Genomic DNA, 23,570 nt, shown 5'->3' with positions numbered 1-23,570 from the left:
CATGAAGACCGGCTCCGCCAAAATACCCATTGCGCTGGCGTTATTGGTCGCGATAGCCGCAATCGCAGTCTCTGCCGTATCCATAAAAGATGCGAACACCTTGAAACATGGCATTTCCGAAGGGTTCCGCCTAGACGGAGTGTACCGAGACCACGAGACCGGCTTAACCCAGCTCTCCTTCCTTGGGGAAGACGAAAACAGGTGGCAAATCGTCGACAGCAATGGAAATGTGACCGACGGTTCATTTGAGACAACCGGCGATCCGAACATCTTCATGTTGGCCGACCAATCAGGAGATGATTACGGATTTGTCCACCTGGCTTACGCCTCCGCAGACGGAAACCAAGGAAGCCTTTATTTGAACACCGGAACGTCGGTGCTCGAATTTGACAAGGTAACCAGCGGCCCGGCTTTCGTCGTGCCGTAAATGCAAATCGAGTGTCATGAGAGAAGAGGGGACTGGCCTTGCCAGCCCCCTCTTCCTTTTACTGCCCAAGCGGGAATGCTCACCACTGCAGTTCGCGAACGTCAGACGCTTCCTCCGCCCGCGGCACTCGGCCAGGTACATGCTGATGATGACTTGATACGGCACCACTGTACGGGCGGACTCCGCCTTGAAGTAGTCGATGTTCTAGCCGTCGATGTTCATAGTGACGCGGCGGCGCACCTTCCCGATGTAGGGGTTCGGAACGCTGTCGGAGAAGTCGACCTCGGCGGGCATCTCCATAATCTCGTCCTTGCCATTCGTTTCGATAGCTCCAATACTGCCGTCCCTCTGTCCTCGTCGATTTTCTCGCCGAGATTATCCTGATGGTCGAGCCGCCATGCCTCTCGCAATGGCAAACCGTCAGCACCCACGATTCCAGAACGTTGAAATTTGCAACGTTCTACCAGTGCGTGGGTCGTTTTGAAGGTAATTCATGGGACCATTTGTCGGTAATCCGTGGGTCATTTTTCCTCGCGTTGTGCCGAAAAGACCGTGAACCTTTTGTGGGACACGCGGCGCCGTGGTACCATAGCCGAGTTTGTTGTCTTGGTCGGAAACCAAGACGCCTTATGCGCTGATCGGTAACCAGCGCCTGACCAATAAGGAGTCCTACCATGAAGCAGGGTATCCATCCCCAGTATGTCGAGTGCACGGTGACGTGCTCCTGCGGCAACACCTTCAAGACGCACGCTACCGTGTCCGAGATGAAGGTCGAGCTTTGCAACGAGTGCCACCCGTTCTACACCGGCCAGCAGAAGTTCGTCGACACCGGTGGACGCGTCCAGCGCTTCGCCGACAAGTTCGGTGGCGCCGCTGCCGCTCAGCTCAAGAAGGCCGAGGAGGCCAAGGCTGCCAAGGCCGCCAAGGCTGCTGAGGCCGAGGCCGCTCGCAAGGCCGCCGCTGAGGCTAAGGCTGCCGAGAAGGCTAAGCGTGCCGCTAAGTTTGCCGAGGAGGCTGCCAAGCAGGCCGCCGAGGCTCCCGCAGAGGCTCCCGTCGAGGAGGCCGCTGCCGAGGCCGAGACCACCGAGGCTGCTGAGTAAGTAGCTCGCCGCGGAAACACTCGCATTCATGGCATAAGGGCCGCGCATCCGTTTGGGTGCGCGGCCCTTTTCTTTTTATTGGTGCAAGCTAGCCCGTCCCCATTGCGCCAGGTTGGTGCGAAGGGGACGGGCTAGCTTGCACCAAATGGCAGAGAGAGGCAGCGGTTTCCCAGATAAAAGCCGCCAAAATAAACCAGTCCCTTTTTGGCAGGCTGTCGTAGTTATTACGTGGTCGAGCGTGTCGACCGCATAGGCGGCGCCTTGTTTGGCTAAAGTACAAATATCTGTGTTTAACTCGTCCAAGGTTTTATGCCACGGGCGATGGCCAAAAAGGAAAACCACATGGGATTCATGTCAAAGCTGCTGTCCTTTGGATCCGATAAGGACCTCAAGCGCTACTACAAGATCGTCGACCAGATCAACGGTCTTGAGCCCCAGTTTGAGAAGATGACCGAGGAGGAACTCCGCGGCCAGACCGATAAGTTCCGCGAGCGTTACGCCAACGGCGAGTCGCTCGACGACATGCTCCCCGAGGCCTTTGCCACCGTGCGTGAGGCTTCCAAGCGCACCATGGGTATGCGCCACTTTGACGTGCAGCTTATTGGCGCCATGGCACTGCACGAGGGCCACATCGCCGAGATGAAGACCGGCGAAGGTAAGACCCTCGTCTCCACGTTGGCTGGCTATCTCAACGCTATTGCCGGCAAGGGCGTGCACGTCGTTACTGTCAATGATTACCTTGCCAAGCGCGACTCCGAGTGGATGGGCCGCATCTATAAGTACCTGGGCATGACCGTCGGTCTGCTCCAGAACAACATGCCGCTCGAGCTCAAGCGCCCGGCCTATCAGGCCGACATCACCTACGGCACCAACTCCGAGTTCGGCTTTGATTACCTGCGTGACAACATGGTTACCCGTCCCGAGCAGCGCGTGCAACGCGGCCACAACTACGCCATCGTCGACGAGGTTGACTCCATCCTGATCGATGAGGCCCGCACCCCGCTGATCATCTCGGGCGCTGGTACCAAGTCCGCCAGTACCTACAAGGACTTCGCGCGTGCCGTGCGTGGCCTTGAGCGCGGCGAGGACGTGTCGCACGACATGCTCACCGCCACCGAGGACGTCGAGCCCACGGGCGACTATGTCATGGACGAGGCCAAGCACACCATTGCCGCCACCGAGCGTGGCCTTAAGAAAATCGAGCGCCGCCTAGGCATCGAGGACATCTACGCCGATCTCTCGGGCCAGCTGGTCAACCACCTGCAGCAGGCGCTGAAGGCCCAGTACATGTTCCACCGCGATAAGCAGTACGTGGTCACCAACGGCGAGGTCAAGATCGTCGACGAGTTCACCGGCCGCATTATGGAAGGCCGCCGTTACTCCGAGGGCCTGCACCAGGCCATCGAGGCCAAAGAGGGCGTGCTCGTGCGCGAGGAGAACCAGACGCTGGCGACCATCACCCTGCAGAACTACTTCCGCCTGTATGACAAGCTCTCCGGTATGACCGGTACGGCACTCACCGAGGACGCCGAGTTCCGCGAGATCTACAAGCTGCCCGTTGAGGTCATTCCTTCCAACAGACCCGTGCAGCGCGTGGACCACGAGGACCTGGTCTACCGCACCATTCAGGCTAAGTACAACGCCGTTGCCGACGACGTTGAGCAGCGCCACGCTAAGGGCCAGCCGGTCCTGGTGGGTACCGTCTCCATCGAGAGCTCCGAGAAGCTGTCAGCCGCCCTTACCAAGCGCGGCATCGCGCACGAGGTCCTCAACGCTAAGCACCACGAGCGCGAGGCCCATATCGTTGCGCAGGCCGGACGCTACGGCGCCGTGACCATCGCTACTAACATGGCCGGTCGTGGTACCGACATCCTGCTGGGCGGCAACCCCGACGAGCTGGTGCGCGAGCGCCTTGAGTACGAGGGCCTGACCATGGAGGACGTGACACCCGAGCAGCTCGAGCAGTTTAACGCCGAGGCCAAGGAGACCTGCAAGGCCGAGCGCGAGCGCGTGCTTGCCGCCGGCGGTCTGACCGTCATCGGCACCGAGCGCCATGAGTCCCGTCGTATCGACAACCAGCTGCGCGGCCGCTCCGGCCGTCAGGGCGATCCGGGCGAGACCCAGTTCTACCTGTCGCTCGAGGACGACCTCATGCGCCTGTTCGGTGGCGACAAGATGGACCGCGTCTCCAAGATGATGGTCACGGCCGACATGGGCGACGACATGCCCATCCAGCACAAGATCATCTCCAAGGCCGTCGAGAGCGCCCAGCACAAGGTCGAGAGCATCAACTTCTCCATGCGCAAGAGCGTCCTCGAGTACGATGACGTCATGAACAAGCAGCGCCAGGTCATCTACGCCGAGCGCAACAAGATTCTGGACGGCAAGGATCTGACCGACCACATCACCGAGGTCATGCACGACACCGTGTACCGCTGCGTGCAGGAGTTCTGCACCAAGGACAGCCACGATGGCGAGCGCGATCTCGAGGGCCTGCGCAAGTGGGTCGTGGAGCTCACCGGGCATATCGATACGCCCAAGTTCCCCGACGAGGACTTTGAGGCCCTGGCTGCCGATGTCCTGGCCTACGTCGAGAAGTGCTACAACATGAAGGCCGAGCGCCTGGGTGAGGACCTCATGCGCGAGCTCAACACCCAGGTCATGCTGCGCGTCATCGATACCCGCTGGATGAACTACCTGCAGGAGATGGACTACCTCAAGACCGGTATCGGACTGCGCGGCTTTGGTCAGCGCGACCCGCTGGTCGAGTACAAGACCGAGGCTTATGGTGCCTTCCAGATGCTCGTCGACACCATGTACGAGGATTACCTGCGCACCGTCCTGCGCATCGAGATCAAGGCCGCCCCGCACGCCGTGGAGCACAAGGAGGACCCTGCGCTCGAGGGTGCACACTTCTCCGGCCCCGCCGATGTCGATGGCGACAACGGCAACTCGGTGCTGCGCAAGCAGGCACAGGTGCAAGCCCGTACGGTCGTCCAGGGAGGCCCGGCTGCCGTCAACAACGGTGGCAAGGTGACCACCTACCGCAAGTCCGAGAGCGATGACCCTTATGTCAACGTGGGCCGCAACGACCTGTGCCCCTGCGGCAGCGGCAAGAAGTTCAAGTACTGCCACGGCAGGAATCGTTAATGGCCGAGGCTTTAGAGGTAACGCCCGCCGAGCTGGACGCGTTTGCGGACCGGCTCGGCGAGGTCGAGTCGTATCTTCATTTGGACGAGAAGCGCACGCGCGTGACCGAGCTCGAGACCAAAAGCGTGGCCCCCGGCTTTTGGGATGACGCCGACGCCGCTCGCGCCACCATGGAGGAGATCGCTCGCGCCAAGGAAGATATCGCTGCCGTGGATACCGCGCGCGGCGAGCTATCTGACGCCCGCGCGGCGCTGGAGCTTGCCGAGGAGATGGGCGACGACCCCGATGCCGCCGCATTGCGCGAGGAGGCTGCCGCTACGGCAGAACGCCTGGCCCGCGCTATCGACGAGCTCGAGCTTTCGAGCTGGTTTACCGGTGAGTTCGATCACGGCGACGCGATTGTGACCATCAAACCCGGACAGGGCGGCCTGGAGGCGCAGGACTGGACCTTCATGCTCTTCAAGATGTACATGAAGTACTGCCAGCGTCGCGGCTGGAAGGTCACCATTAACGACTGCCCCGCAGCCGAGGTCATCGGCATCGACCGTGCGACCTTTACTGTCGAGGGCAAGGACGCGTTTGGCATGCTGCGCGCCGAGGCCGGCGTCCACCGTCTGGTGCGCATTAGCCCCACCGACGACAAGAAGCGCCGCCAGACCACGTTTGCCGGCGTCGAGGTCATCCCCGTGCTGCCTGACGATATCGACATCGAGATCAGTCCCGACGATATCCGCGTGGACGTGTATCACGCGAGCGGCCCGGGCGGACAGGGCGTCAACACCACCGACTCCGCCGTACGCGTGACGCATTTTCCCAGCGGCATCGTTGTCACTTGCCAAAACGAGCGCAGCCAGATTCAAAACAAGGCCGCGTGCATGCAGATTCTCAAGGCCCGTCTGTACGAGATCGAGCTCGAGAAGCGCGCCGAGGCGCTCGACGAGATTCGTGGACCCAAGACCACGATCGGTTTTGGTAACCAGATTCGCAGCTACGTGCTCTACCCGTATCAGATGGTCAAGGACCTGCGCTCGGGTGTGGAGACCAGCAACGTCGAGGCCGTTCTCGACGATGGCGATCTGGATCCGTTTGTGATCGGCTACCATCGCTGGGCAACCGGCAACGCCGATGCGGAGGCCCCGTCTGTCTAAACCCATAGGGTTGGCTTTGGGCAGATGTGGCCAATACGGACCCTGAGCGGGGGTGGTATTTGGTCGGCGAATCGGTAAAATCGAATACAAGAAGAAGCTCAAAGCGCATCCGTTTGGGTGCGCTTTTTTGAGGGAGGCAGCATGGCATATCGTCTGGACATCAAGCGCATTCTTTCGATGAACTTCTTTCGCGATCTGCCCCAGATTATGTTGGGGTGCGCTCTGGCCGCTATTGCGACCGACCTGTTTTTGATTCCCAACGGCCTTGCTGCCGGTGGCGTTACGGGCCTTGCCACCATTATCCAGGCGGTCGGCGCCTCGCATGGCATATCGCTTCCCGTCGGTATCCAGACCATCGTGATGAATGCCTTGCTGCTGCTGGTCGTTATGCGCGAGGGCGGCATGTTCTATGTGGTGCAGACCGCGACGGGCTTTGTGCTGCTGGGCTTTTTCACCGACCTGTTCGCTCCGTTTGTGGCGCCGTTGGCACATGCCGATCTGATGCTGCCCGCTATGTGGGGCGGCATTATCACGGGCATCGGCTACGGCATGGTGCTGCGCGCCGGTGCCAACACCGGCGGCTCCGACACGATCGGCCAGATCATCTCGCGCAATACGTCGCTACCGGTGGGCTCCACCGTCATGGCGATCGATGTTGCCGTGTGCGCGCTGTCGGCCCCGGTCTTTTCGGTCGAAAACGCGCTGTATGCAGGTCTTTCGATGGTGATCAGCGGCTACGTGATCGATGCTGTGGTCGATGGCGGCAACAAGCGTCGTATGGTGCTCATCATCTCGGACAACTTCCCCGATATCGCGGCCGACATCATGTATGGCCTGGGCCGCGGCTGCACCAAGTTAAAGGCGACCGGTATGTATTCGGGCGCCGAGAAGCCGGTGATTATGGTCATCGTGAGCCGTCGAGAGCTCAACACCCTGAAGACGATCGTGCGCGAGCGCGATCCTCACGCCATTGTGACGGTTGCCGATGTTACGGAAACCTTTGGCGAGGGATTCAAGGACATTAACGCGTAGGGCAGGCTGCGCCCCATCCAAAAGACGTTCACATTGATAAACCGTTTCATCAGTGGGTCTGCCTGCTAAATTGCTCAAATAATGATAAAAAGTCTGGTAAAGCCATCAGTTTCCAGCATAATGAATGACGTACGTGCATTGCGGCTGTGTTGGGATTACCTTCTGTGCCGTGCGCATTTTGTCTAATGAGGATGAAAGGAAGGCACAATGAGCGACGAAGAGCTCAAAAAGGTTGCCAACGAGGTTAGGAAGGGCATCGTCACCGGCGTGCACGCTGCCAAGTCCGGCCATCCGGGCGGTTCGCTCGGCGCTGCCGACATCATGACCTATCTGTACTTTGAGGAAATGAACGTCGACCCGGCTGATCCCCACAAGGCCGACCGCGATCGCTTTGTGCTCTCCAAGGGCCACTGTGCTCCGGGTCTGTACGCCGTGCTCGCCGAGCGTGGGTTCTTCCCCAAGGAGGATCTCGAGACGCTGCGCCATATCGGTAGCCACCTGCAGGGCCACCCCAACATGAACGACACCCCGGGCGTCGATATGTCCACCGGCTCGCTGGGCCAGGGCATCTCCGCCGCCGTGGGCATGGCGGTTGCCGCCAAGCACTGGGGCGATGACTATCGCACCTACGCCCTGCTGGGTGATGGCGAGAGCGAGGAAGGCCAGGTCTGGGAGGCCGCCATGTTTGCCGGCAACCAGCAGCTCGATAACCTTTGCGTGATCGTTGACCACAACGGCCTGCAAATCGATGGTCCCGTCGAGGAGGTCAACGACCCCATGCCGCTGGCAGACAAGTTCCGCGCCTTTAAGTTCCACGTGGTGGAGCTTGCCGACGGCAACGATTTCGATCAGATCCGCGCCGCCTTTGCCGAGGCCCGCGCCACCAAGGGCCAGCCGACCGCCATTATCGCCGAGACCATGAAGGGCAAGGGCGTTTCCTTTATGGAGAACCAGGTGGGTTGGCACGGCAAGGCCCCCAACGATGAACAGTTTGAGCAGGCCATGGCAGAGCTCACGGCCGCCGGAGAGGAGCTCTAGGATGGCAGACGTCAAGAAAATCGCCACGCGCGTAAGCTACGGCGAGGCCCTCGTCGAGCTCGCCAACGAGCACGACGACTTTGTGGTCCTCGACGCCGACCTGGCCGCCGCCACGCAGACCGGCAAGTTTAAGGCCGCCTGCCCCGATCGTTTCTTCGATGTGGGTATCGCCGAGAGCAACCTGATGGGTGTTGCCGCCGGTATCGCGACCACCGGCCGCGTTGCCTTTGCGAGCACCTTTGCCATGTTCGCCGCCGGCCGCGCCTTTGAGCAGGTCCGCAACTCCATCGGCTATCCGCATCTCAACGTTAAGATTGGCGCCACGCATGCCGGTATCTCGGTGGGCGAGGACGGCGCCACGCACCAGTGCTGCGAGGATATCGCCCTCATGCGCGTTATCCCTGGCATGACCGTTATCGTTCCCGCCGACGACGTCGAGGCCCGCGCCGTGACGCGCGCCGCCTACGAGTGCGACGGCCCTGTGTACATGCGCTTTGCCCGTCTGGCCTCGCCGGTTATCAACGACCCCGAAACCTACAAGTTCGAGTTGGGTAAGGGTATCGTCATGCGCGAGGGCGCCGATGTCACCATCATCGCCTGTGGCCTGATGGTCGGCGAGGCCCTCGAGGCCGCCGAGCAGCTTGCTGCCGAGGGTATCGACGCCGAGGTCATCAACATGCACACCATCAAGCCCATCGACGCCGACCTGATCGTCAAGAGCGCTACCAAGACCGGCCACGTCGTGACCGTCGAGGAGCACTCCGTGATCGGTGGTCTGGGCAGCGCCGTTGCCGATGTCCTGTGCGAGCAGTGCCCGACGCCGCTCAAGAAGATTGGCGTTAACGACACCTTTGGCGAGTCCGGCCCGGGTGCAGAGCTCCTGCACAAGTACGGCCTGGACGCCGCCAACATCGTGGCGACCACCAAGGAGTTCTTGGCATAAGGCAAGGCGAGGCAAAGTATCGCTTCAGCAACCGTATGCAATCCATAGCAGGGGCGTCCTCAAAGAGGACGCCCCTGTTTTTTGTCGGCAACAAACAAATTAGGCCCGCACCAAGCAAGGGCTTTCTCCGGGAAACGGGCCCAGACCAGCAAAGTGCAATTCAGACCCTTCCAACTTTGTATATGCAGCACCGTAAGATAAACGCGGCGGCCCCTTAGTAGCCGCAGGCCGCGCGTAGGGTTACCTCCCAAATCTTTCCGCAGGACGGAGGAGCCCCGCCGCGCGTAGTGCGCAGCGGGGGCTCCGACATGTCCGAGGACGATTTGGGAGGTAACCCTACGCGCGGCCGGTGAGACCAAACCCCGCCATGCTTCTTATGTGCAGCAAAGCTAATGCTGCTAAAATACAAAGCGCTCATGTAGTTTAAACGCACGACGATAAGGAGCACCAGTGGGTAACCACTTCCGTACCTCCGGTGCGGGCGATGATGCCCCCAAGACGCAGACAGGCGTCCAGGGCAGTCGTTTCGCCACTCCGGATTCAGAGGGCCAGCCTGTTGCTCAGGCCCCCGCTCAGCCGGCAGATCAGGCACAGCCGGCATCCGATCCCTTTGCCTACAATCCCACCAGCGATGTCGCGCTTTCCGGCACGGCGGGTTTTGAGCCCGTTCAGGCCGTGACCGCTCGCGTGGAGCAGCCTCAGGCTGGCGCCGCCACGCCGCAGCCTACCATGGCCGGCATTCCCGACCCCATGGCCCCTGCGACGCCGGTTCCTCAGCCTGCGCAGTCCGGCCTCTTTGCCGCTATTCCCGACCCCACGCAGCCTGCTGCCCCGGTGGTCAAGAGCGATCAGGCAGCCGAGGTCGCAAGCCTCGATAACGCGCTCAACAATCCCGATTTTACGTCGGTGTTTGCGCCCATCGATCCGCAGGCCAGCCGCAAGAAGATGGCCAAGCAGGCCGGTGTCGAGCCCGTCATCCTTATGGAGCATGTCACCAAGATCTATCCGGCACAGCCCAACAAGCCCGCGCTCGACGATATCAACATCGAGATCTATCCGGGCGAGTTCGTCTTCCTGGTCGGTCACTCCGGCTCGGGTAAGACCACGCTGCTATCGACGCTCAACCGCGACGTCAAGCCGACGAGTGGCCGCATCCTGGTTGCCGGTCAGGACCTCATGAAGATCAAGAACCGCAAGGTTCCGTTCCTGCGCCGCCAGATTGGCGCCGTGTTCCAGGACTTTAAGCTTCTGCCGCAAAAGACCGCCTACGAAAACGTGGCGTTTGCCCTGCAGTGCATCGGCAAGCCCAAGGGCGTCATTCGCAGCCAGGTGCCCGAGGTGCTGCGTCTGGTCGGTCTTGCCGATCAGATGGACTCGCTGCCCGACCAGCTTTCCGGTGGCGAGCAGCAGCGCGTTGCCGTCGCCCGCGCTATGGTCAACCGTCCGCCGCTGCTGATCTGCGACGAGCCCACGGGTAACCTCGACCCGGCGATCTCGTTGGGCATCATGAAGCTGCTCGAGCGTATTAACCGCACCGGCACCACCGTGATCGTCGCCACGCACGACCGCGAGATGGTCGATAGCATGCACCGTCGCGTGATCGCCCTCGAGGGCGGCCACGTTATCCGCGACCAGGAGAGGGGAGGTTACGGCAACTATGGCACCAACTAACGTGGGCTACTCCTTCAAAGAGGCAATCAGCCACTTCTTCCGTAACTGGACTACCTCGCTCGGCGCCGTCATCACGATCTTCCTTTCGCTGTTTATCATCGGTCTGTTCATTATGGGCTCCGCGATGCTGAACTCCGTGATCGGCACCGTCGAGGATCAAGTTGTTATCAACGCATTCATCAGCGATGATGCCGACCAATCGGACGTCCAGGCCTTTGAGGCCGAGCTCAAGACGTGGAGTAACGTCAAGTCCGTGACCTATAAGGATAAGGACGACGCGTTGGCCGAGTATACGAGCAAGATGTCGGGCAACGCCGATGCCACCATGAGTGCGCTCGACGGCCAGAACCCGCTTCCGGCCTCGTTCGCGATTGAGATGGACGATCCGTCTCAGGTCGAAAGCACGGCCAAGAAGCTCAAGAAGAATGCCGATTTCCAGAAGATCGCGGATGACGGCGACGTCAACGCGAGCGTGCTGTACGGCCAGGAGGAAGTGAGCCGCCTGTTCCAGGTGACCAACTACATCCGCATCGCCGCCGTGGTGCTCGTTGGCCTTCTGACCTTTATCGCATTCATCTTCATCAACAACACGATTCGCCTGTCCATCACGGCGCGTCGTCGTGAGATTGCGATTATGCGTCTGGTCGGCGCCAGCAACGGCTTCATTCGTGGCCCGTTTATCACCGAGGGCGTACTGCAGGCCATTTTGGGCTCGCTGCTTTCCATCGGCGTTCTGGAGCTGCTGCGTAATCTGATGATTCCGCGTCTGCAGGAGAGCATCGGCTGGATGTCGTTTGCCCTGCCGATGCAGTACTACCTGGTGACCTATGCTGCGCTGATTCTGGTCGGCGTGATTATCGGTCTCTTTGGTTCTGCCATCGCCATGCGCCGCTACCTGCGCGTGTAGGCATGCCTGGAATTCACCCCTTCCAACGGGTCGTCTCTTATGGGGCGACCCGTTTTTTGATCCCTAGGGAACGGCAGGATTGCGGATCATCGTGGCGCTGGTCTATCTATGTGATTCGTTTTCCTCCGCCCCCAAGGACCATTTGGGTAGACTCTTGGGGTGTAAACGACCATCGATAGTTAGGAGGCGCCATGGGGCGCAATAATAAGCATAAGCGTGGAGCTCGCAATAAGCGCGGGCCGGTGCGCAGCGAACGCCGTCCGAGCCTGACCGGACGCGTGCAGCTCCATGAGCATAGCGCCTACGTTGTAACCGAAAACGGCGACTACAAGGTCATGGGTCGCGGTAAGCGCGAGATCATGGATGGAGATACCGTTGCCGTGAGCATTAAGAACAGCCCACACGGTGAACGGCGTGCCGTGATCGAAGGCGTGGTTGAGCGCGCAGCCATAAGCGTGGTGGGGACGTACCAGACCGCCGGTCCGCTTGGTGTGATCGAGCCGCTCGATTCGCGTCTGAAGGCCGACTTCTTCATTCTGCCCGAGGATACCTCGGCGGATTGTCTGGGCGTCCACCCGGGTGATGCCGTTGTCGCGCGCATTTTGACCTACCCGACGCGCCTGGAATCGGGCACCGTGACGATCGAGCGCCGCATTGGCGGAGATGACGCGCCCGATTTGGGCGTTCAATATGTGATGGCGCGTTACGGCTATACCGATAGCTATCCCGAGGCCGCGCTGGACGACGCCGAGGAACTTTCGCTCGATGTGACCGCGGCGCTTAAAGATCCGCTTCGCCGCGACCTGCGCGACCGCTTTGTCATCACGATCGACCCGGTCGACGCGCGTGACTTTGACGATGCCATTTCGCTGGAGCGCACACCCGGGGGCGGCTACAAACTGGGCGTGCATATCGCTGACGTTTCTCACTATGTGGCTTGGGACGGGCATATCGATCTTGAGGCTCGCCATCGTACGACATCGGTGTATCTGGCCGATCGCGTGCTTCCCATGCTGCCCGAACGCTTGTCCTGTGACCTGTGCTCGCTTCGCCCTGACGAGGACCGTCTGGCGTTTACCGTTGACATTGAGCTCGATGCGCAGGGCCGCGTTCGCCATTACGATCCGTACCCCAGCGTGATTCGCTCGCGTGTGCGTATGGATTATGACGGCGCCGAGGCGCTGCTGGTGCGTGCCGGCGCGGTTGAGCATTCGGTGCTGGAGGGTGCGGCCGAGGATGTTGCGGCTGCCGAGACCTCGCGCGAGGAAGCGCTTGAGCGCGGTCTTGCGTGCGAGGAGGCCGCCCGCGGCTACAACGTCGACCTCGGCGATTTCCTTGTCGCCGCCAACGAACTCGCCGAACTTCGCCGTCGCATTCGTCGCGCCCGCGGCTCAGTCGATTTTGACACGGCCGAGATCCGCGCTCTATTGGATGAGGACGGAGTACCCGTGCAGATTGTCGCGCGTGAGCGTTCGTGTGCTACGTCGCTTATCGAGGAAGCCATGCTGCTCGCCAACGAGTGCGTTGCAGAGTGGCTGGCAGACCGTGATATCGAGGCCTGCTATCGCGTGCATGAGGATCCGAGCCCCGATAGCCTGCACGGTGCCGCCGTTGCGCTGGCGCAGCTAGGCATCATCGACGATCGCCGTGCTGCCGGTATTGCCCTGGGGAGTCCCGATGAGCTACAGGCTGCAGTTGATGCTGCCGCCGGTACGGCCAACGCACCGCTCGTCAACACGCTGCTTCTGCGCAGCATGCAGCGTGCGCTGTACAAACCGCGTAACGAGGGCCACTTTGCGCTCGCCGCGCCGTGCTACTGTCACTTTACGAGTCCCATCCGTCGCTACCCCGATCTGGTGGTGCACCGCGTGCTCAAACTGCAGTTGGCATACGAACAGCTGGGTGGAAAAGACGCCTTAGTGCGTACGCCCAGGCTAATCGGAAAAGGCCGGGAGTCGCTTCCGCGCATTCTGCCGCAAATTTGCCGTGCGTGCAGCGATGCCGAGCGCGCGGCCGACGCCGCCAGCCATGCGACGCAAAAAATCAAAATTGCCCAGTACTACGAGGATCGCCTGGGCGAGCGCTATGCCGGAACGGTCTCGTGGGTCAGCAGCATGGGGCTCTTTGTGCGCTTGGACCTGACGCAGGTCGAAGGCTTGGTTTCCATCAAGAGCCTGGGCAACGAGTGGTTCGAGTTCGACGAGGACGCGCTCACGCTCACAGGTGCCGACACGGGCACCCGTTACGAGCTGGGGCAGCGTGTGATCATCGAGGTCTCGCGCGTCAATACCACGCGCGGGCACTTGGACTTTAAGCTTATCCATTAGCTAAATCCCGACTCGTGGCGGGAGAGCGGAGGGCGGTCTTTCGGGGCCGCCCTCCGCATTTGAATCGTGGCCACCTTGCCCTCTGCTCGGCCGCCCGCTTACCTGCTATTTGAGAGGTAAAACCTACCAAAATAAACCTGTCCCTTTTTGGCAGGTTTACAAGAAAGCGGGGATGAGATGGCGACGGTGTACGGTTATGCGCGGGTGAGTTCGCGCGATCAGAATCTTAATCGGCAGCTGGATGCGCTGGGCGCCTATGGCGTGGGCTCGGCGAATATTTATGCCGACCATGCGAGCGGCAAGGACTTCGATCGACCGCGTTATCGCGAGCTGCTGCACGTCCTGGGAGACGGGGACGTGCTGGTGGTGCTTTCTATCGACCGACTTGGTCGTAATTACTCCGAGATTCTTGAGGAATGGCGACGCATTACCAAGGAGCTCGGAGTTGCCATTGTGGTGTTGGACATGCCATTGCTTGACACGCGCGCCAGGGCCAGCGGCGCGCCGGATGTGACCAACACCCTGATTGCCGATATAGTGCTGCAACTGCTGAGCTACGTGGCGCAGGTGGAGCGCGAGAATATCCATCGGCGCCAGGCGGAGGGAATTGCAGCGGCGCGGGCGCGAGGGGTCCGTTTCGGTCGACCTCGCAAGCCGTGCCCTCCTCAGTTTGAGCTGGTGCGCGATAGCTATGAGGCAGGCGATATTACCCGCAGCCAGGCGGCAAAGCGCCTGGGCGTGTGCGTGGGGACGTTCGATCGCTGGATGCGCGAGGCGGGGTAGGGGTTTGCGGCACGTCCGATTGGCGCCCACGCGAGGCATTATCGGTAACAGGGCTGTTACCGATAATGCGACCTTGTTGAATTATTTTGTGTCGCGCGTATTTCCGAGCGGTCGGATTTGAGGGGCGAGCGGTAGAACGCTCGCCCTTTGTGCGCCACGATTCGGCACAATGTACCGTAAAAGCTGTTTGTATCCGGTACGAATCGTTCGTTGGTCTTTAATTCTTCTCAACGGAGGTGTTTGAGATGGCAAACGGATTGCTTTTGCGGCTTCGCGAGCGTGAGCTCAGCGCGAGCCCGGCGGAACGCAATGTCATCGCATATGTAAGCGCTCATCCGCACGAGGTGGTCGGGCTGTCCGTCCGCGGTCTTGCCGATGCCACGTTCTCCTCGCCCTCGAGCATTTTGCGCTTTTGCAAGCGCTTGGGTTTTGCGGGCTACAAGGAGTTCCAGCGCGAACTGATTGCCGAGCTGGCGCTCTTGAGTGACAAGAAAGACGTTGCCCTCGAGGACATCTCCATAGATGACAGCGTCGAACGCATCGTGGGGAAGGTGATGAAAAGCAACGTGCGCACGATCGAGGCGACGGCGCGAACGCTCGATTACACCGTCTTGGAGCGATGTGCGGCCCATCTTAAGCGGGCGCGCGCAGTCAATCTGTTCGGTATCGGTGCCTCTCGTTTGGTCGCACACGATCTGGCGCAAAAGCTCATGCGTGTCGACAAAGAGTGCCATCTGTACGACGACTGGCATGATCAGCTCTTGTGTGCCAAGAACATGCATGAGGGCGATATGGCAATCGCCTTTAGCTACTCGGGCTTGACGCAAGAGGTGCTGGACTGCACCGCCGAGGCCCAACGCCACAACTGTCCCGTTGTGGCCGTGACCAAAGTAGATGGATCATCCAAGCTTGCCACCATGGCCGATGCCGTGCTCGGCGTCGCTGCGAGTGAGCCCTTGGTCCGCAGCGGTGCCATGGCTTCGCGTATGGCCCAGCTTATGGTTGTCGATGCCCTGTACGCTGCTTACGTTGCCAGCGACTACGAACGGGCGACGCATGTCATTAAGCAAAACTACATCGAGAAACAGGAAAGATGAGGTGAATGAAATGCTCGATTTAACAAAATTCACGACCGAACAGCGTAATCAAAGGTCAATGGACCTCGATACGATGACATCGCTGCAAATCGTCACGACGATGAACGATGAGGATCTTCGTGCCGTCCAGTCGGTCACAAAAGTGCTGCCCCAGGTTGCCACAGCAATCGACTGGGCTGCTGAGGCACTCGAGCGCGGTGGGCGCGTCTTTTACATGGGCGCAGGCACCAGCGGTCGTCTGGGCGTACTCGACGCTTCGGAGTGTCCGCCCACGTTTGGCGTGTCACCCGATCTGATTGTCGGGCTCATTGCCGGAGGCGAGACGGCGTTTATCAAGGCTGTCGAAGGTGCCGAAGACAGCGAGGAGCTTGGCGCGAACGACCTGCGAGAGCGTGGACTCTCGGACAAGGATTTTGTCGTTGGCCTGGCAGCAAGCGGCCGTACTCCTTATGTGGTGGGCGGCCTTGTGTACGCCAAGGCAATTGGGTGCAAGACCATTGCAATTGCCTGCAACCAAGGGTCGAAGATCGGGGAGAGCGCAGATCTTGCCATTGAGCCCGTGCCTGGTCCCGAGGTGCTGACCGGCTCAACGAGGCTCAAGGCGGGAACGGTTCAAAAGCTCATCCTCAACATGATTTCGACCGGTGCCATGGTCAAGATCGGCAAGGTATACCAAAACCTGATGGTCGACGTGCAGCAGACGAACGAGAAGTTGGTGGTGCGCGGACAGAACATCGTGATGGAGGCGACCGGCTGCACGCGCGAGCGCGCTGTTCAGGCGCTTGTAGATGCCGACGGCCACGTAAAAACCGCTATTGTCTCGGTACTGCTGGACTGCGATGCCGAGCAGGCTGCGGTAGCTCTTGAGCGGGCGCGCGGCCATGTCCGTGCTGCGGTGAGTGGCCATGAGAAGAGCAATGCCGATGCCCAATAGGTGCGCGGCGTGAGCTGATATGACATCCAGACGAGATACCCAATACAAGGAGGAGTTATGACGAACAAAGAGCTGGCTCAAAAGCTGCTGGACCTTTTGGGCGGTAAAGACAACGTGCTCGCAAACGCGGCGTGCATGACGCGCCTGCGCGTGACCGTCAAAGACACGGGCAACGTCGACACGGAGGGTATTAAGGCACTCGACGGCGTGATGGGCCTGGTCGAGGACGACACGATGCAGATCGTGCTGGGTCCGGGCAAGGTGAATAAGGTGCTCGAGGAGTTCTCCAAGCTCACCGGCCTTGCGAAAGGCGTTGCTGACGAGAGCGTGGTTGACGCTGCGGCCACGAACAAGGCCGCGCAGAAGGCCAAGTACGAGTCCAAGCCGGTTCAGGCCTTCCTCAAGAAGATTTCCAATGTCTTCGTCGCCCTGCTTCCCGGCATCATTGCGGCTGGCCTCATCAACGGTATCTGCAACGTCATTAACGTCTCGACGGCAGGCGCGCTTGCAGGCGAGTGGTGGTACCAGGGCATTCGTTCCATGGGCTGGGCCCTGTTTGCCTATTTGCCCATCTTGGTGGGCTATAACGCGGCACGTGAGTTTGGTGGCTCCGCTGCGCTGGGCGGCATCGCCGGCATGATGTGTATCGCCAACAGTGCCATGCCCCTGCTTGCGCCTGGCGCGGCTGATCCTGCCACTGCCATTCTGCTGCCGCTCACTAATGCGCAGTACAACCCCGCAGCGGGCGGCATGATCGCGGCTCTCATCGCTGGTGCATTTTTTGCCTGGATGGAGCGTCAGATTCGCAAGGTTATGCCCAACGCACTCGACACGTTCCTGTCCCCGTTGCTGGTGCTCATCATCGGCGCCTTTGCTCTGATGCTCGTCATCCAGCCGGTTGGCGCATGGCTGACGACTGCCATCTTTAGCGTTTTGACCTTTATCTTCGAGAAGCTGGGCGTCCTGGGCGGCTATATCCTGTCGGCAGGCTTCTTGCCGCTGGTGTCCGTCGGCCTGCATCAGGCGCTCACGCCGATCCACGCTATGCTCAACGATCCCGACGGCGCTACCAAGGGTATCAATTATCTGCTGCCCATCCTTATGATGGCTGGCGGCGGCCAGGTCGGTGCCGGTCTGGCGCTGTACTTTAAGACCAAGAACGCCAAACTCAAGAAGTACGTCGCCGAGTCCATTCCCGTTGGAATCCTGGGTGTGGGCGAGCCTCTGATGTATGCTGTTACGCTGCCGCTCGTTCGCCCGTTTGTGACGGCCTGCCTGGGTGCCGGATTTGGTGGCGCGCTCGCGGCGCTGCTTCACATCGGCACGGTTTCTCAGGGCGTTTCCGGTCTGTTTGGCCTGCTGATCGTCGTTCCTGGCCAGCAGCTCGGCTACGTTGCCGCTATGCTGCTTGCCTATGCCGCCGGCTTTGTCCTGACGTGGCTCTTTGGCGTCGACGAGCAGAAGATCAACGAGTTCTTTGGCGAGTAGTTTGATATCGCGAGCCGTGTTACTCAGAACTCGCGGCGCGCGGCAGATTTCTTGATGCTATGGTTGTGCCGGCGGGGCTAACTGCTCCGCCGGCCTTTTTTAAAGGAGCGTTGAAGCGTGAAAACGGGTATTTCGATTTATCTTTCCAGTCCTCTGCAGGATATTGAGCGGACGATTGAGCGTGGTGCCGCGGCGGGTGCACGCTATGCGTTTACCTCGCTGCATATTCCCGAGGATGGGGGAGCGGCGTATGCCGATAAGGTTCGCCAGGTGCTGTCGCTGCTTTCCGCTCGCGGTATTGCGCTCATTGCCGATGTGGGGCCGCGCACATGCGATTTGCTGGGCCTTGAGCGCATGGAGGACTTGCGTGATCTGGGACTGGAGTACCTGCGCTTGGATTATGGCTTTAGTGCCCAGCGGGTCGCGGAGCTGTCCGGTGTATTTCGCATTGTGGTTAATGCATCGACGGTGAGTTCTGATGAAATCGCATCGTGGCGAGAAGCCGGTGCCGATGTGACTCGTTTTGCCGCCTGCCACAATTTTTATCCCAAGCCTTATACCGGTTTAGCTCTGGAGGACATTGCTCGGACGAATCTTCGTCTTGCGGCGCTTGGCTTCGAAATCATGGCTTTTGTGCCGGGTGATGCCAACGTTCGCGGGCCGGTATTCGAGGGACTGCCGACGGTTGAGGCGCAGCGCGGTCGCGCGTCAAAGGTTGCCCTCAACATGCTTGAGCTCGCACATGGCGCCGATTGCGACATTGTTTTGGTCGGCGACCCCGATCTTTCCGAAGCGGGTTGGGCACAGTTTGCTCAAGTTTCTGCCGGATACGTGGATTTGCAATGTGAGCTTGAGTCCGGCTATGCCTATGTACGTGGGCAGATTCATCACGACCGGCCCGATTCGAGCACCCTCATCTTTAGGTCTCAGGAGTCGCGCACGACGCTTAAGCCGGATTCCGTGCCGACGGATACCGGTGCCGGCCTGCCGCGAAAGGCGGGGTCGATCGCTGTGAGCAATAGCGGCTATGGGCGCTACGAAGGCGAGCTTGAGATTGCGCGGGTCGATCTTCCCGGTGACGAGCGCATGAACGTTGCGGGCCATATCAAGCCCGAGGCAATGGAGCTGTTGCCGTTCATCAAACGCGGATTCGGGGTACGGTTCGTTTAGCATGTGACCCGTGGGCTACAATTGCCTCATCATGCGAAGGCGCCTCGTATGGTGTGTACCTGCGTTGGCTGATCTATATTCGGAGGATTCCCATGGCAGTGCTGTTTGTTGAATATCCCAAGTGTTCGACCTGTAAAAAGGCCAAGGCATGGCTGGACGAACATGGGGTTGAGTATATCGACCGCGATATCGTTACGGACAATCCCACGGCCGATGAACTTGCGACCTGGATTGCTCGTTCGGGGCTGCCGGTGCGACGCTTCTTTAACTCGTCGGGCATGAAATATCGAGAGCTTGGTCTGAAAGCGCGCCTGGATGCAGGTATGACGGACCAGGAATGCTGCGAGCTGCTGGCGACTGACGGCATGCTGGTTAAGCGCCCGCTGCTGGTGGGCGACGACTTTGCGATCCCCGGCTTTAGGGAAGCGGCTTGGACCGAGGCGTTGCTGTAGCGGCTTCGGAAAGTGCGTCCCATTTTGAGTGCTGATTCTGGGATGTGCTTTCCGGTTGAGGGCTCTATCGGAAATGACATCCCGTTTCGAGCGCTGATTCTGGGACACGGTTTCCGGTTGAGGGCGCGACGGGAAAGTGGGGACCAGTTTGAGCTTGAAATCTGGGATGCGCTTTCTGCCGGCGGGCCTACTCCAGGGCGGGCCTGCCCCAGTCAGTCCTTCAGCTGCGCCCATTCGTGTGGGTCGTAGATCTTTACGTGCTTGTCGGGCGTGTCGCTCCAGTACTCTTCGTCCATAAAGGGCAGGTATGCCTGAATGCCGGGGCAGATAAACGGAATTCGTTGCCGCTGCAGGCGCTCGCGCTGCCGCCGCTCCAGATTCGTCTCGGATATGACGGTCGGCATGCCGGACAGCTCGACGAGGCTTGCCTGGATGCGCTTGAGGTCGGGGAGCGCCGCATACCATGACGTCCGCATGATCAAAAATGAGGTGCGGCGGTAATTTGCCTGCATCACCGTGATGGCGGGGCACAGTGTGGGATGGATTTTGTCCCGTTCGGGCCAAAGGTCATCAGTAATCTCGAGGCCTAGGGTCTCCCATAGGTAATCAAACTCTTCGTCCATGGCGCCTCGATATCTACGCGATTATTGATACTTCGATTGTGTTGCCTGGTGCTATCGTTTTCGCGTTAGTATCTGCCAACGGCTGACGGCTAACGCTCGCGGCGTTTTGCCCTTCGTGTACAGCGGTCGGCTTCACAGGTCCTTCACGGGCTGGCTAAAATCAGGCCAATTTTAAAAAAGTCAAAATTGGGGCTTGCGTCACGGCGAGACTTCCCGTATATTTCTTTCTTGCGCAAAGGCACAGCCGAGCGCAGCGGTGCAGTCATTGGGATGTCGTCTAATGGCAGGACAGCGGATTCTGGTTCCGTCAATGGGGGTTCGACTCCCTCCATCCCAGCCATTGCATTTGCTACATATGGCCCGTTCGTCTAGCGGTTTAGGACGCCGCCCTCTCAAGGCGGAGATCACCAGTTCGAATCTGGTACGGGCTACCACAAATTGAATGCCCGGGCCTCGCAAGAGACCCGGGTTTTGTGTATACACCGCATGTGTGGAATGAGCCGCGTTTCACCTGGACCGAGGAGTTGCCATGGACCTGCCCGTCAGCCTACAAGACATTACGTATGCCGAGAATTACCTGGCGCAGGGAGACCTGGCCACGGCGACGCCGCTGCTGGAGCGTTTGGTGGAGCTCGCCGAGGAGTATATCGATGCCGAGTGCAAAACGGAGGAGAACCGCCAGTACTTTAGCTTCGATAGCAAGTTTGAGCGCCTGGCCTACCGCCGCGTGGAAAAGGATCCACGCGAGCTGGTGCAGGTCGAGGTGCCCTTTGATCGCCTGTACTCCGACATGGCGTTTGCCTACATCCGTCAGCAGGATTATGTGAGCGCCCGCAATGCCTTGATGCAGGCCGTGCGCTGGGACCCCATGAACTGCAACTACCGACTGGATCTGGCCGAGCTGTTCCGTGCGCTCGAGGACAAGCAGGAATGGGCTTCGCTTTCGTTTTCGGTGCTGGAGCGTGCGAGTGACGGCAGGTGCGCCGCCCGCGCCTACGCCAACTTGGGCCAGTACTTTTTGGAGCCCGAGACCGAGAACGTCTCGGCGGCCGTGGGTTGCGCACGTCTGGCGCTGCGCTTGGCCCCTGGCGATTCACATACGACGCGCTTGCTCAGCAAGATCCATACCACCTATCCGGATGCCGCCGACGAGAGTGATGAGCATGTGATGGGCGAGCTGGCGTTGCAGGGCGTACCGACCTCGCCTTCGGCCGAGATTGCCATTTGTCTGATTATGTGTGCGACCGACGCTGCGAGCGACGGTGACAAGCAGGAGGCTACGCGCCTGACGGTCCGTGCCCGCGACCTGGTGGGCGAGGAGGCATGTGCGGCGATCATTAAGCTGGTGCGCGAAAGCGATGCCGAGCTCAACGCCGAGCGCAAGGCCAAACGCGAGGCCGCGAGCGGGAAAGCCGATGACGCCGAGGAGGCCGGCGATGCCCAGTAAGCGCGAGCGCAAGCTCATCTCCAAGAATCGTTCGGCGCATCACGAATACTTTATCGACGAGACGTTCGAATGCGGCATTGAGTTGAGCGGTACCGAGGTCAAGTCGATTCGCGAGCGCGCCTGTCAGATTACCGATACTTTTGCGCTGATTCGCGGCGGCGAGTGCTGGCTGGTGGGTTTGCACATCCATCCCTATAGTCACGGTGGCGTGTGGAACCGTGATCCCGATCGCCGGCGCCGTCTGCTGCTGCATCGCAAGGAGATTGATTTTCTTGACGGCAAACTACGCAACCGCGGTTATGCACTGGTGCCGCTCGAGCTCTACTTTAATACCGATGGTCGCGTTAAGCTGCTGTTGGGCCTGGGCCGTGGCAAAAAGCTCTACGACAAACGCGAGGACATGGCCAAACGTGACGTTCAGCGCGAAATCGATCGCGCGCTTAAGGAGCGTAATCGCTAAGAGTTGATATCCGGGCGGGGAGGGATATTCATCCATCACTGTTGTCGTACTCCCGGTCTGCTCCTCGCAAGTTGCGGTGGAATAGTTCCTGTTTGTTGGGTATCCAGGCTTAAACAGGGACTTTTCACCGCAGCTGCGTGTGTCTCATTTTTCTTACCGTTCTGACACATATGTCTCATTGGGGGTATATACATCTGCAAGGCTCAATTCCGAGTTAGGGGAGTGGTCGTTTTGGATAAAACTGCGTTCTTTACGATGCCGTGCGGGCTGTATGTGGTGAGTGCCGCGGCAGATGGGTCGCGCGCCGGCTGCATTATCAACACCGCGGTGCAGGTGACGTCCACGCCGCCGCGCATTTCGGTTGCCGTGAACAAGGAAAATGTCACGTCTAGCGTTATCTCGTCTGCCAAGGCCTTTGCGCTGACCGTGATCGATCAGACGGCCGATATGCCCTACATTGGTAACTTTGGATTCCGTACCAGCAGCAACTATGACAAATTTGCCAAGTACGAGACGCGCGAGACCGCACTGGGCATGCCCTATGTTCCCGAGCATGCGGCAGCCTTGTTTAGCTGCCGTTTGATCGACACAGTGGATGTGGGCACGCATCTACTGTTTATCGGCGAGGTCGAGGATGCCGAGCGCCTGAGCGACGAGACGCCGCTCACCTACGATTACTACCATAAGGTCCTGAAGGGCAAGACGCCGCCCAAGGCGTCTTCGTACCAAGGGTAGAAATGCGGTAAAACTTCTTGCATTATATTATTAAGAATATATACTAATTAAGCAAAGTACATCAGCAGCCACGTTCGAGAGGAGAACATCATGGCCGAGGAAAAGAAGACGTACAAGTTCGTGTGCACCGTTTGCGGTTACGAGGTAGAGGTCGACACGCCCGAACTGCCCGAGGATTACGTGTGCCCGGTGTGTGGCGTCGGTCCCGATCAGTTTGAGCTCGTCGAGGAGTAGCTCGTAGACACACGACTTGCAGCAACATATAGCTCTGTCCAAGGGCCCCGGTCGGATATCCCGGCCGGGGCCCTTTTCCTCCGTCCCCAAGGGATCACGGCTGCTATAGCCGATCCTGTCTGTTGTGAGTCCGGCCGACCTTTTGTCTTAACCTGCAACATCTAACGGCTCAAAACGGGTCTTCCTGTTACAGAACGAGACAAACCAAAACCATCATTCTCAAAATCTCAATCTATAACATTTAGGCACGTAAACCCCCTCTACTTGTTACAGATCGAGACAAAAGGTTGGGGCTGAAGAAATATCTCGTTGTGTTAGACCGCTTTGGATACTGGGACTTTTCCTATAATCTTTCTTGCTTAGATAGCAGGCGAAAGCGAAGGAGCTCCTATGGTCACCAAGGA

21 protein-coding genes and 2 tRNA genes are annotated in these 23,570 nt (G+C 59.6%); 22 read left to right on the top strand and 1 reads right to left on the bottom strand.

Annotation, left to right across the window (positions count from 1 at the left end):
- Window position 1 precedes the first annotated feature (1 nt).
- The 16 genes from DXB98_RS06335 to DXB98_RS06255 all read left to right on the top strand — a co-directional run bounded on the left by DXB98_RS06335 (window position 2) and on the right by DXB98_RS06255 (window position 19,667).
- Window positions 2–427 carry a hypothetical protein gene (locus DXB98_RS06335; protein ID WP_117734375.1) on the top strand — a complete coding sequence of 142 codons (426 nt, stop codon included), beginning with the start codon at window positions 2–4 and terminating at the stop codon, window positions 425–427.
- 674 nt (window positions 428–1,101) lie between these two features.
- Window positions 1,102–1,527, top strand: a complete 426-nt coding sequence (gene rpmE / locus DXB98_RS06325) for a 50S ribosomal protein L31 (protein WP_006235303.1) — start codon at window positions 1,102–1,104, stop codon at window positions 1,525–1,527.
- A gap of 342 nt (window positions 1,528–1,869) precedes the next feature.
- The gene (gene secA, locus DXB98_RS06320; protein WP_117743529.1) at window positions 1,870–4,677 is read left to right on the top strand and encodes a preprotein translocase subunit SecA; all 2,808 of its coding nucleotides are present in this window, start codon (window positions 1,870–1,872) and stop codon (window positions 4,675–4,677) included.
- Window positions 4,677–5,825 (top strand): peptide chain release factor 2, encoded by a 1,149-nt coding sequence (prfB, locus tag DXB98_RS06315; protein WP_117743528.1) that lies wholly within the window; start codon window positions 4,677–4,679, stop codon window positions 5,823–5,825. Before secA ends, prfB begins: the two co-directional genes overlap by 1 nt.
- Before the next feature lie 141 nt (window positions 5,826–5,966).
- Window positions 5,967–6,857, top strand: coding sequence for a YitT family protein (locus DXB98_RS06310; RefSeq protein ID WP_117743527.1), 891 nt, complete (start codon window positions 5,967–5,969; stop codon window positions 6,855–6,857).
- A 207-nt stretch (window positions 6,858–7,064) separates the two neighbouring features.
- The gene (locus DXB98_RS06305; RefSeq protein ID WP_117734379.1) at window positions 7,065–7,895 is read left to right on the top strand and encodes a transketolase; all 831 of its coding nucleotides are present in this window, start codon (window positions 7,065–7,067) and stop codon (window positions 7,893–7,895) included.
- 1 nt (window position 7,896) lies between these two features.
- Window positions 7,897–8,838, top strand: coding sequence for a transketolase family protein (locus DXB98_RS06300; protein WP_006235309.1), 942 nt, complete (start codon window positions 7,897–7,899; stop codon window positions 8,836–8,838).
- Window positions 8,839–9,288: 450 nt separating this feature from the next.
- Window positions 9,289–10,509 carry a cell division ATP-binding protein FtsE gene (ftsE, locus tag DXB98_RS06295; RefSeq protein ID WP_117734381.1) on the top strand — a complete coding sequence of 407 codons (1,221 nt, stop codon included), beginning with the start codon at window positions 9,289–9,291 and terminating at the stop codon, window positions 10,507–10,509.
- Complete coding sequence (gene ftsX, locus DXB98_RS06290; RefSeq protein ID WP_117743526.1) at window positions 10,496–11,416, top strand: permease-like cell division protein FtsX; 921 nt, start codon at window positions 10,496–10,498, stop codon at window positions 11,414–11,416. Before ftsE ends, ftsX begins: the two co-directional genes overlap by 14 nt.
- 191 nt (window positions 11,417–11,607) lie before the next feature.
- Window positions 11,608–13,743: a ribonuclease R family protein gene (locus DXB98_RS06285; RefSeq protein WP_117743525.1), complete on the top strand. Its 2,136-nt coding sequence runs from the start codon at window positions 11,608–11,610 to the stop codon at window positions 13,741–13,743.
- Window positions 13,744–13,920: 177 nt separating this feature from the next.
- Window positions 13,921–14,526 carry a recombinase family protein gene (locus DXB98_RS06280; RefSeq protein WP_117743524.1) on the top strand — a complete coding sequence of 202 codons (606 nt, stop codon included), beginning with the start codon at window positions 13,921–13,923 and terminating at the stop codon, window positions 14,524–14,526.
- Between the two features lie 245 nt (window positions 14,527–14,771).
- Window positions 14,772–15,623: a MurR/RpiR family transcriptional regulator gene (locus tag DXB98_RS06275; protein WP_117743523.1), complete on the top strand. Its 852-nt coding sequence runs from the start codon at window positions 14,772–14,774 to the stop codon at window positions 15,621–15,623.
- 10 nt (window positions 15,624–15,633) lie between these two features.
- Window positions 15,634–16,557 (top strand): N-acetylmuramic acid 6-phosphate etherase, encoded by a 924-nt coding sequence (gene murQ, locus DXB98_RS06270; protein WP_117743556.1) that lies wholly within the window; start codon window positions 15,634–15,636, stop codon window positions 16,555–16,557.
- Between the two features lie 57 nt (window positions 16,558–16,614).
- Window positions 16,615–18,045 (top strand): PTS transporter subunit EIIC, encoded by a 1,431-nt coding sequence (locus DXB98_RS06265; protein WP_117743522.1) that lies wholly within the window; start codon window positions 16,615–16,617, stop codon window positions 18,043–18,045.
- A gap of 117 nt (window positions 18,046–18,162) precedes the next feature.
- Window positions 18,163–19,215, top strand: coding sequence for a MupG family TIM beta-alpha barrel fold protein (locus DXB98_RS06260; RefSeq protein WP_117743521.1), 1,053 nt, complete (start codon window positions 18,163–18,165; stop codon window positions 19,213–19,215).
- A gap of 92 nt (window positions 19,216–19,307) precedes the next feature.
- Entirely contained in the window at window positions 19,308–19,667 is a 360-nt protein-coding gene (locus tag DXB98_RS06255; protein WP_117743520.1) for an arsenate reductase family protein, read from the top strand.
- Window positions 19,668–19,879: 212 nt separating this feature from the next.
- On the opposite strand, the gene DXB98_RS06250 is transcribed toward DXB98_RS06255, so the two are convergent.
- Window positions 19,880–20,290 carry a hypothetical protein gene (locus DXB98_RS06250; protein WP_117743519.1) on the bottom strand — a complete coding sequence of 137 codons (411 nt, stop codon included), beginning with the start codon at window positions 20,288–20,290 and terminating at the stop codon, window positions 19,880–19,882.
- Window positions 20,291–20,556: 266 nt separating this feature from the next.
- Between DXB98_RS06250 and DXB98_RS06245 the strand changes: the two genes are divergently transcribed.
- The 6 genes from DXB98_RS06245 (at window position 20,557) to DXB98_RS06220 (ending at window position 23,166) form a co-directional block, all read left to right on the top strand.
- Window positions 20,557–20,630: transfer RNA gene (locus tag DXB98_RS06245), tRNA-Gln, on the top strand.
- 17 nt (window positions 20,631–20,647) lie between these two features.
- A tRNA-Glu gene (locus DXB98_RS06240) sits at window positions 20,648–20,724 on the top strand.
- A 95-nt stretch (window positions 20,725–20,819) separates the two neighbouring features.
- Complete coding sequence (locus DXB98_RS06235) at window positions 20,820–21,737, top strand: hypothetical protein (protein ID WP_117743518.1); 918 nt, start codon at window positions 20,820–20,822, stop codon at window positions 21,735–21,737.
- The gene (gene smpB / locus DXB98_RS06230; protein ID WP_006235325.1) at window positions 21,727–22,197 is read left to right on the top strand and encodes an SsrA-binding protein SmpB; all 471 of its coding nucleotides are present in this window, start codon (window positions 21,727–21,729) and stop codon (window positions 22,195–22,197) included. Before DXB98_RS06235 ends, smpB begins: the two co-directional genes overlap by 11 nt.
- A gap of 231 nt (window positions 22,198–22,428) precedes the next feature.
- Window positions 22,429–22,932, top strand: a complete 504-nt coding sequence (locus DXB98_RS06225) for a flavin reductase family protein (protein WP_117743517.1) — start codon at window positions 22,429–22,431, stop codon at window positions 22,930–22,932.
- A gap of 90 nt (window positions 22,933–23,022) precedes the next feature.
- A complete protein-coding gene (locus DXB98_RS06220) occupies window positions 23,023–23,166 on the top strand; it encodes a rubredoxin-like domain-containing protein (RefSeq protein ID WP_035137395.1) in 144 nt (47 codons plus the stop codon).
- The last annotated feature ends 404 nt before the right edge of the window (window positions 23,167–23,570 follow it).

Origin of the sequence: Collinsella sp. OM07-12, assembly GCF_003438275.1 — a bacterium.
Taxonomy (GTDB): Bacteria; Actinomycetota; Coriobacteriia; order Coriobacteriales; family Coriobacteriaceae; genus Collinsella.
The sequence above is the reverse complement of the archived record's forward strand: the minus strand, read 5'-3'. Positions and strand labels throughout refer to the sequence as shown.

What these genes read in the sequence shown, in the direction of transcription:
- DXB98_RS06285 (WP_117743525.1), top strand. Translation starts at nt 11,608, where the DNA reads ATGGGGCGCAATAATAAGCATAAGCGTGGAGCTCGCAATAAGCGCGGG.
- murQ (WP_117743556.1), top strand. Translation starts at nt 15,634, where the DNA reads ATGCTCGATTTAACAAAATTCACGACCGAACAGCGTAATCAAAGGTCA.
- smpB (WP_006235325.1), top strand. Translation starts at nt 21,727, where the DNA reads ATGCCCAGTAAGCGCGAGCGCAAGCTCATCTCCAAGAATCGTTCGGCG.
- secA (WP_117743529.1), top strand. Translation starts at nt 1,870, where the DNA reads ATGGGATTCATGTCAAAGCTGCTGTCCTTTGGATCCGATAAGGACCTC.
- ftsX (WP_117743526.1), top strand. Translation starts at nt 10,496, where the DNA reads ATGGCACCAACTAACGTGGGCTACTCCTTCAAAGAGGCAATCAGCCAC.
- DXB98_RS06255 (WP_117743520.1), top strand. Translation starts at nt 19,308, where the DNA reads ATGGCAGTGCTGTTTGTTGAATATCCCAAGTGTTCGACCTGTAAAAAG.
- rpmE (WP_006235303.1), top strand. Translation starts at nt 1,102, where the DNA reads ATGAAGCAGGGTATCCATCCCCAGTATGTCGAGTGCACGGTGACGTGC.
- DXB98_RS06335 (WP_117734375.1), top strand. Translation starts at nt 2, where the DNA reads ATGAAGACCGGCTCCGCCAAAATACCCATTGCGCTGGCGTTATTGGTC.
- DXB98_RS06280 (WP_117743524.1), top strand. Translation starts at nt 13,921, where the DNA reads ATGGCGACGGTGTACGGTTATGCGCGGGTGAGTTCGCGCGATCAGAAT.
- DXB98_RS06235 (WP_117743518.1), top strand. Translation starts at nt 20,820, where the DNA reads ATGGACCTGCCCGTCAGCCTACAAGACATTACGTATGCCGAGAATTAC.
- DXB98_RS06265 (WP_117743522.1), top strand. Translation starts at nt 16,615, where the DNA reads ATGACGAACAAAGAGCTGGCTCAAAAGCTGCTGGACCTTTTGGGCGGT.
- prfB (WP_117743528.1), top strand. Translation starts at nt 4,677, where the DNA reads ATGGCCGAGGCTTTAGAGGTAACGCCCGCCGAGCTGGACGCGTTTGCG.
- DXB98_RS06305 (WP_117734379.1), top strand. Translation starts at nt 7,065, where the DNA reads ATGAGCGACGAAGAGCTCAAAAAGGTTGCCAACGAGGTTAGGAAGGGC.
- DXB98_RS06250 (WP_117743519.1), bottom strand. Translation starts at nt 20,290, where the DNA reads ATGGACGAAGAGTTTGATTACCTATGGGAGACCCTAGGCCTCGAGATT.
- DXB98_RS06310 (WP_117743527.1), top strand. Translation starts at nt 5,967, where the DNA reads ATGGCATATCGTCTGGACATCAAGCGCATTCTTTCGATGAACTTCTTT.
- DXB98_RS06300 (WP_006235309.1), top strand. Translation starts at nt 7,897, where the DNA reads ATGGCAGACGTCAAGAAAATCGCCACGCGCGTAAGCTACGGCGAGGCC.
- DXB98_RS06220 (WP_035137395.1), top strand. Translation starts at nt 23,023, where the DNA reads ATGGCCGAGGAAAAGAAGACGTACAAGTTCGTGTGCACCGTTTGCGGT.
- DXB98_RS06275 (WP_117743523.1), top strand. Translation starts at nt 14,772, where the DNA reads ATGGCAAACGGATTGCTTTTGCGGCTTCGCGAGCGTGAGCTCAGCGCG.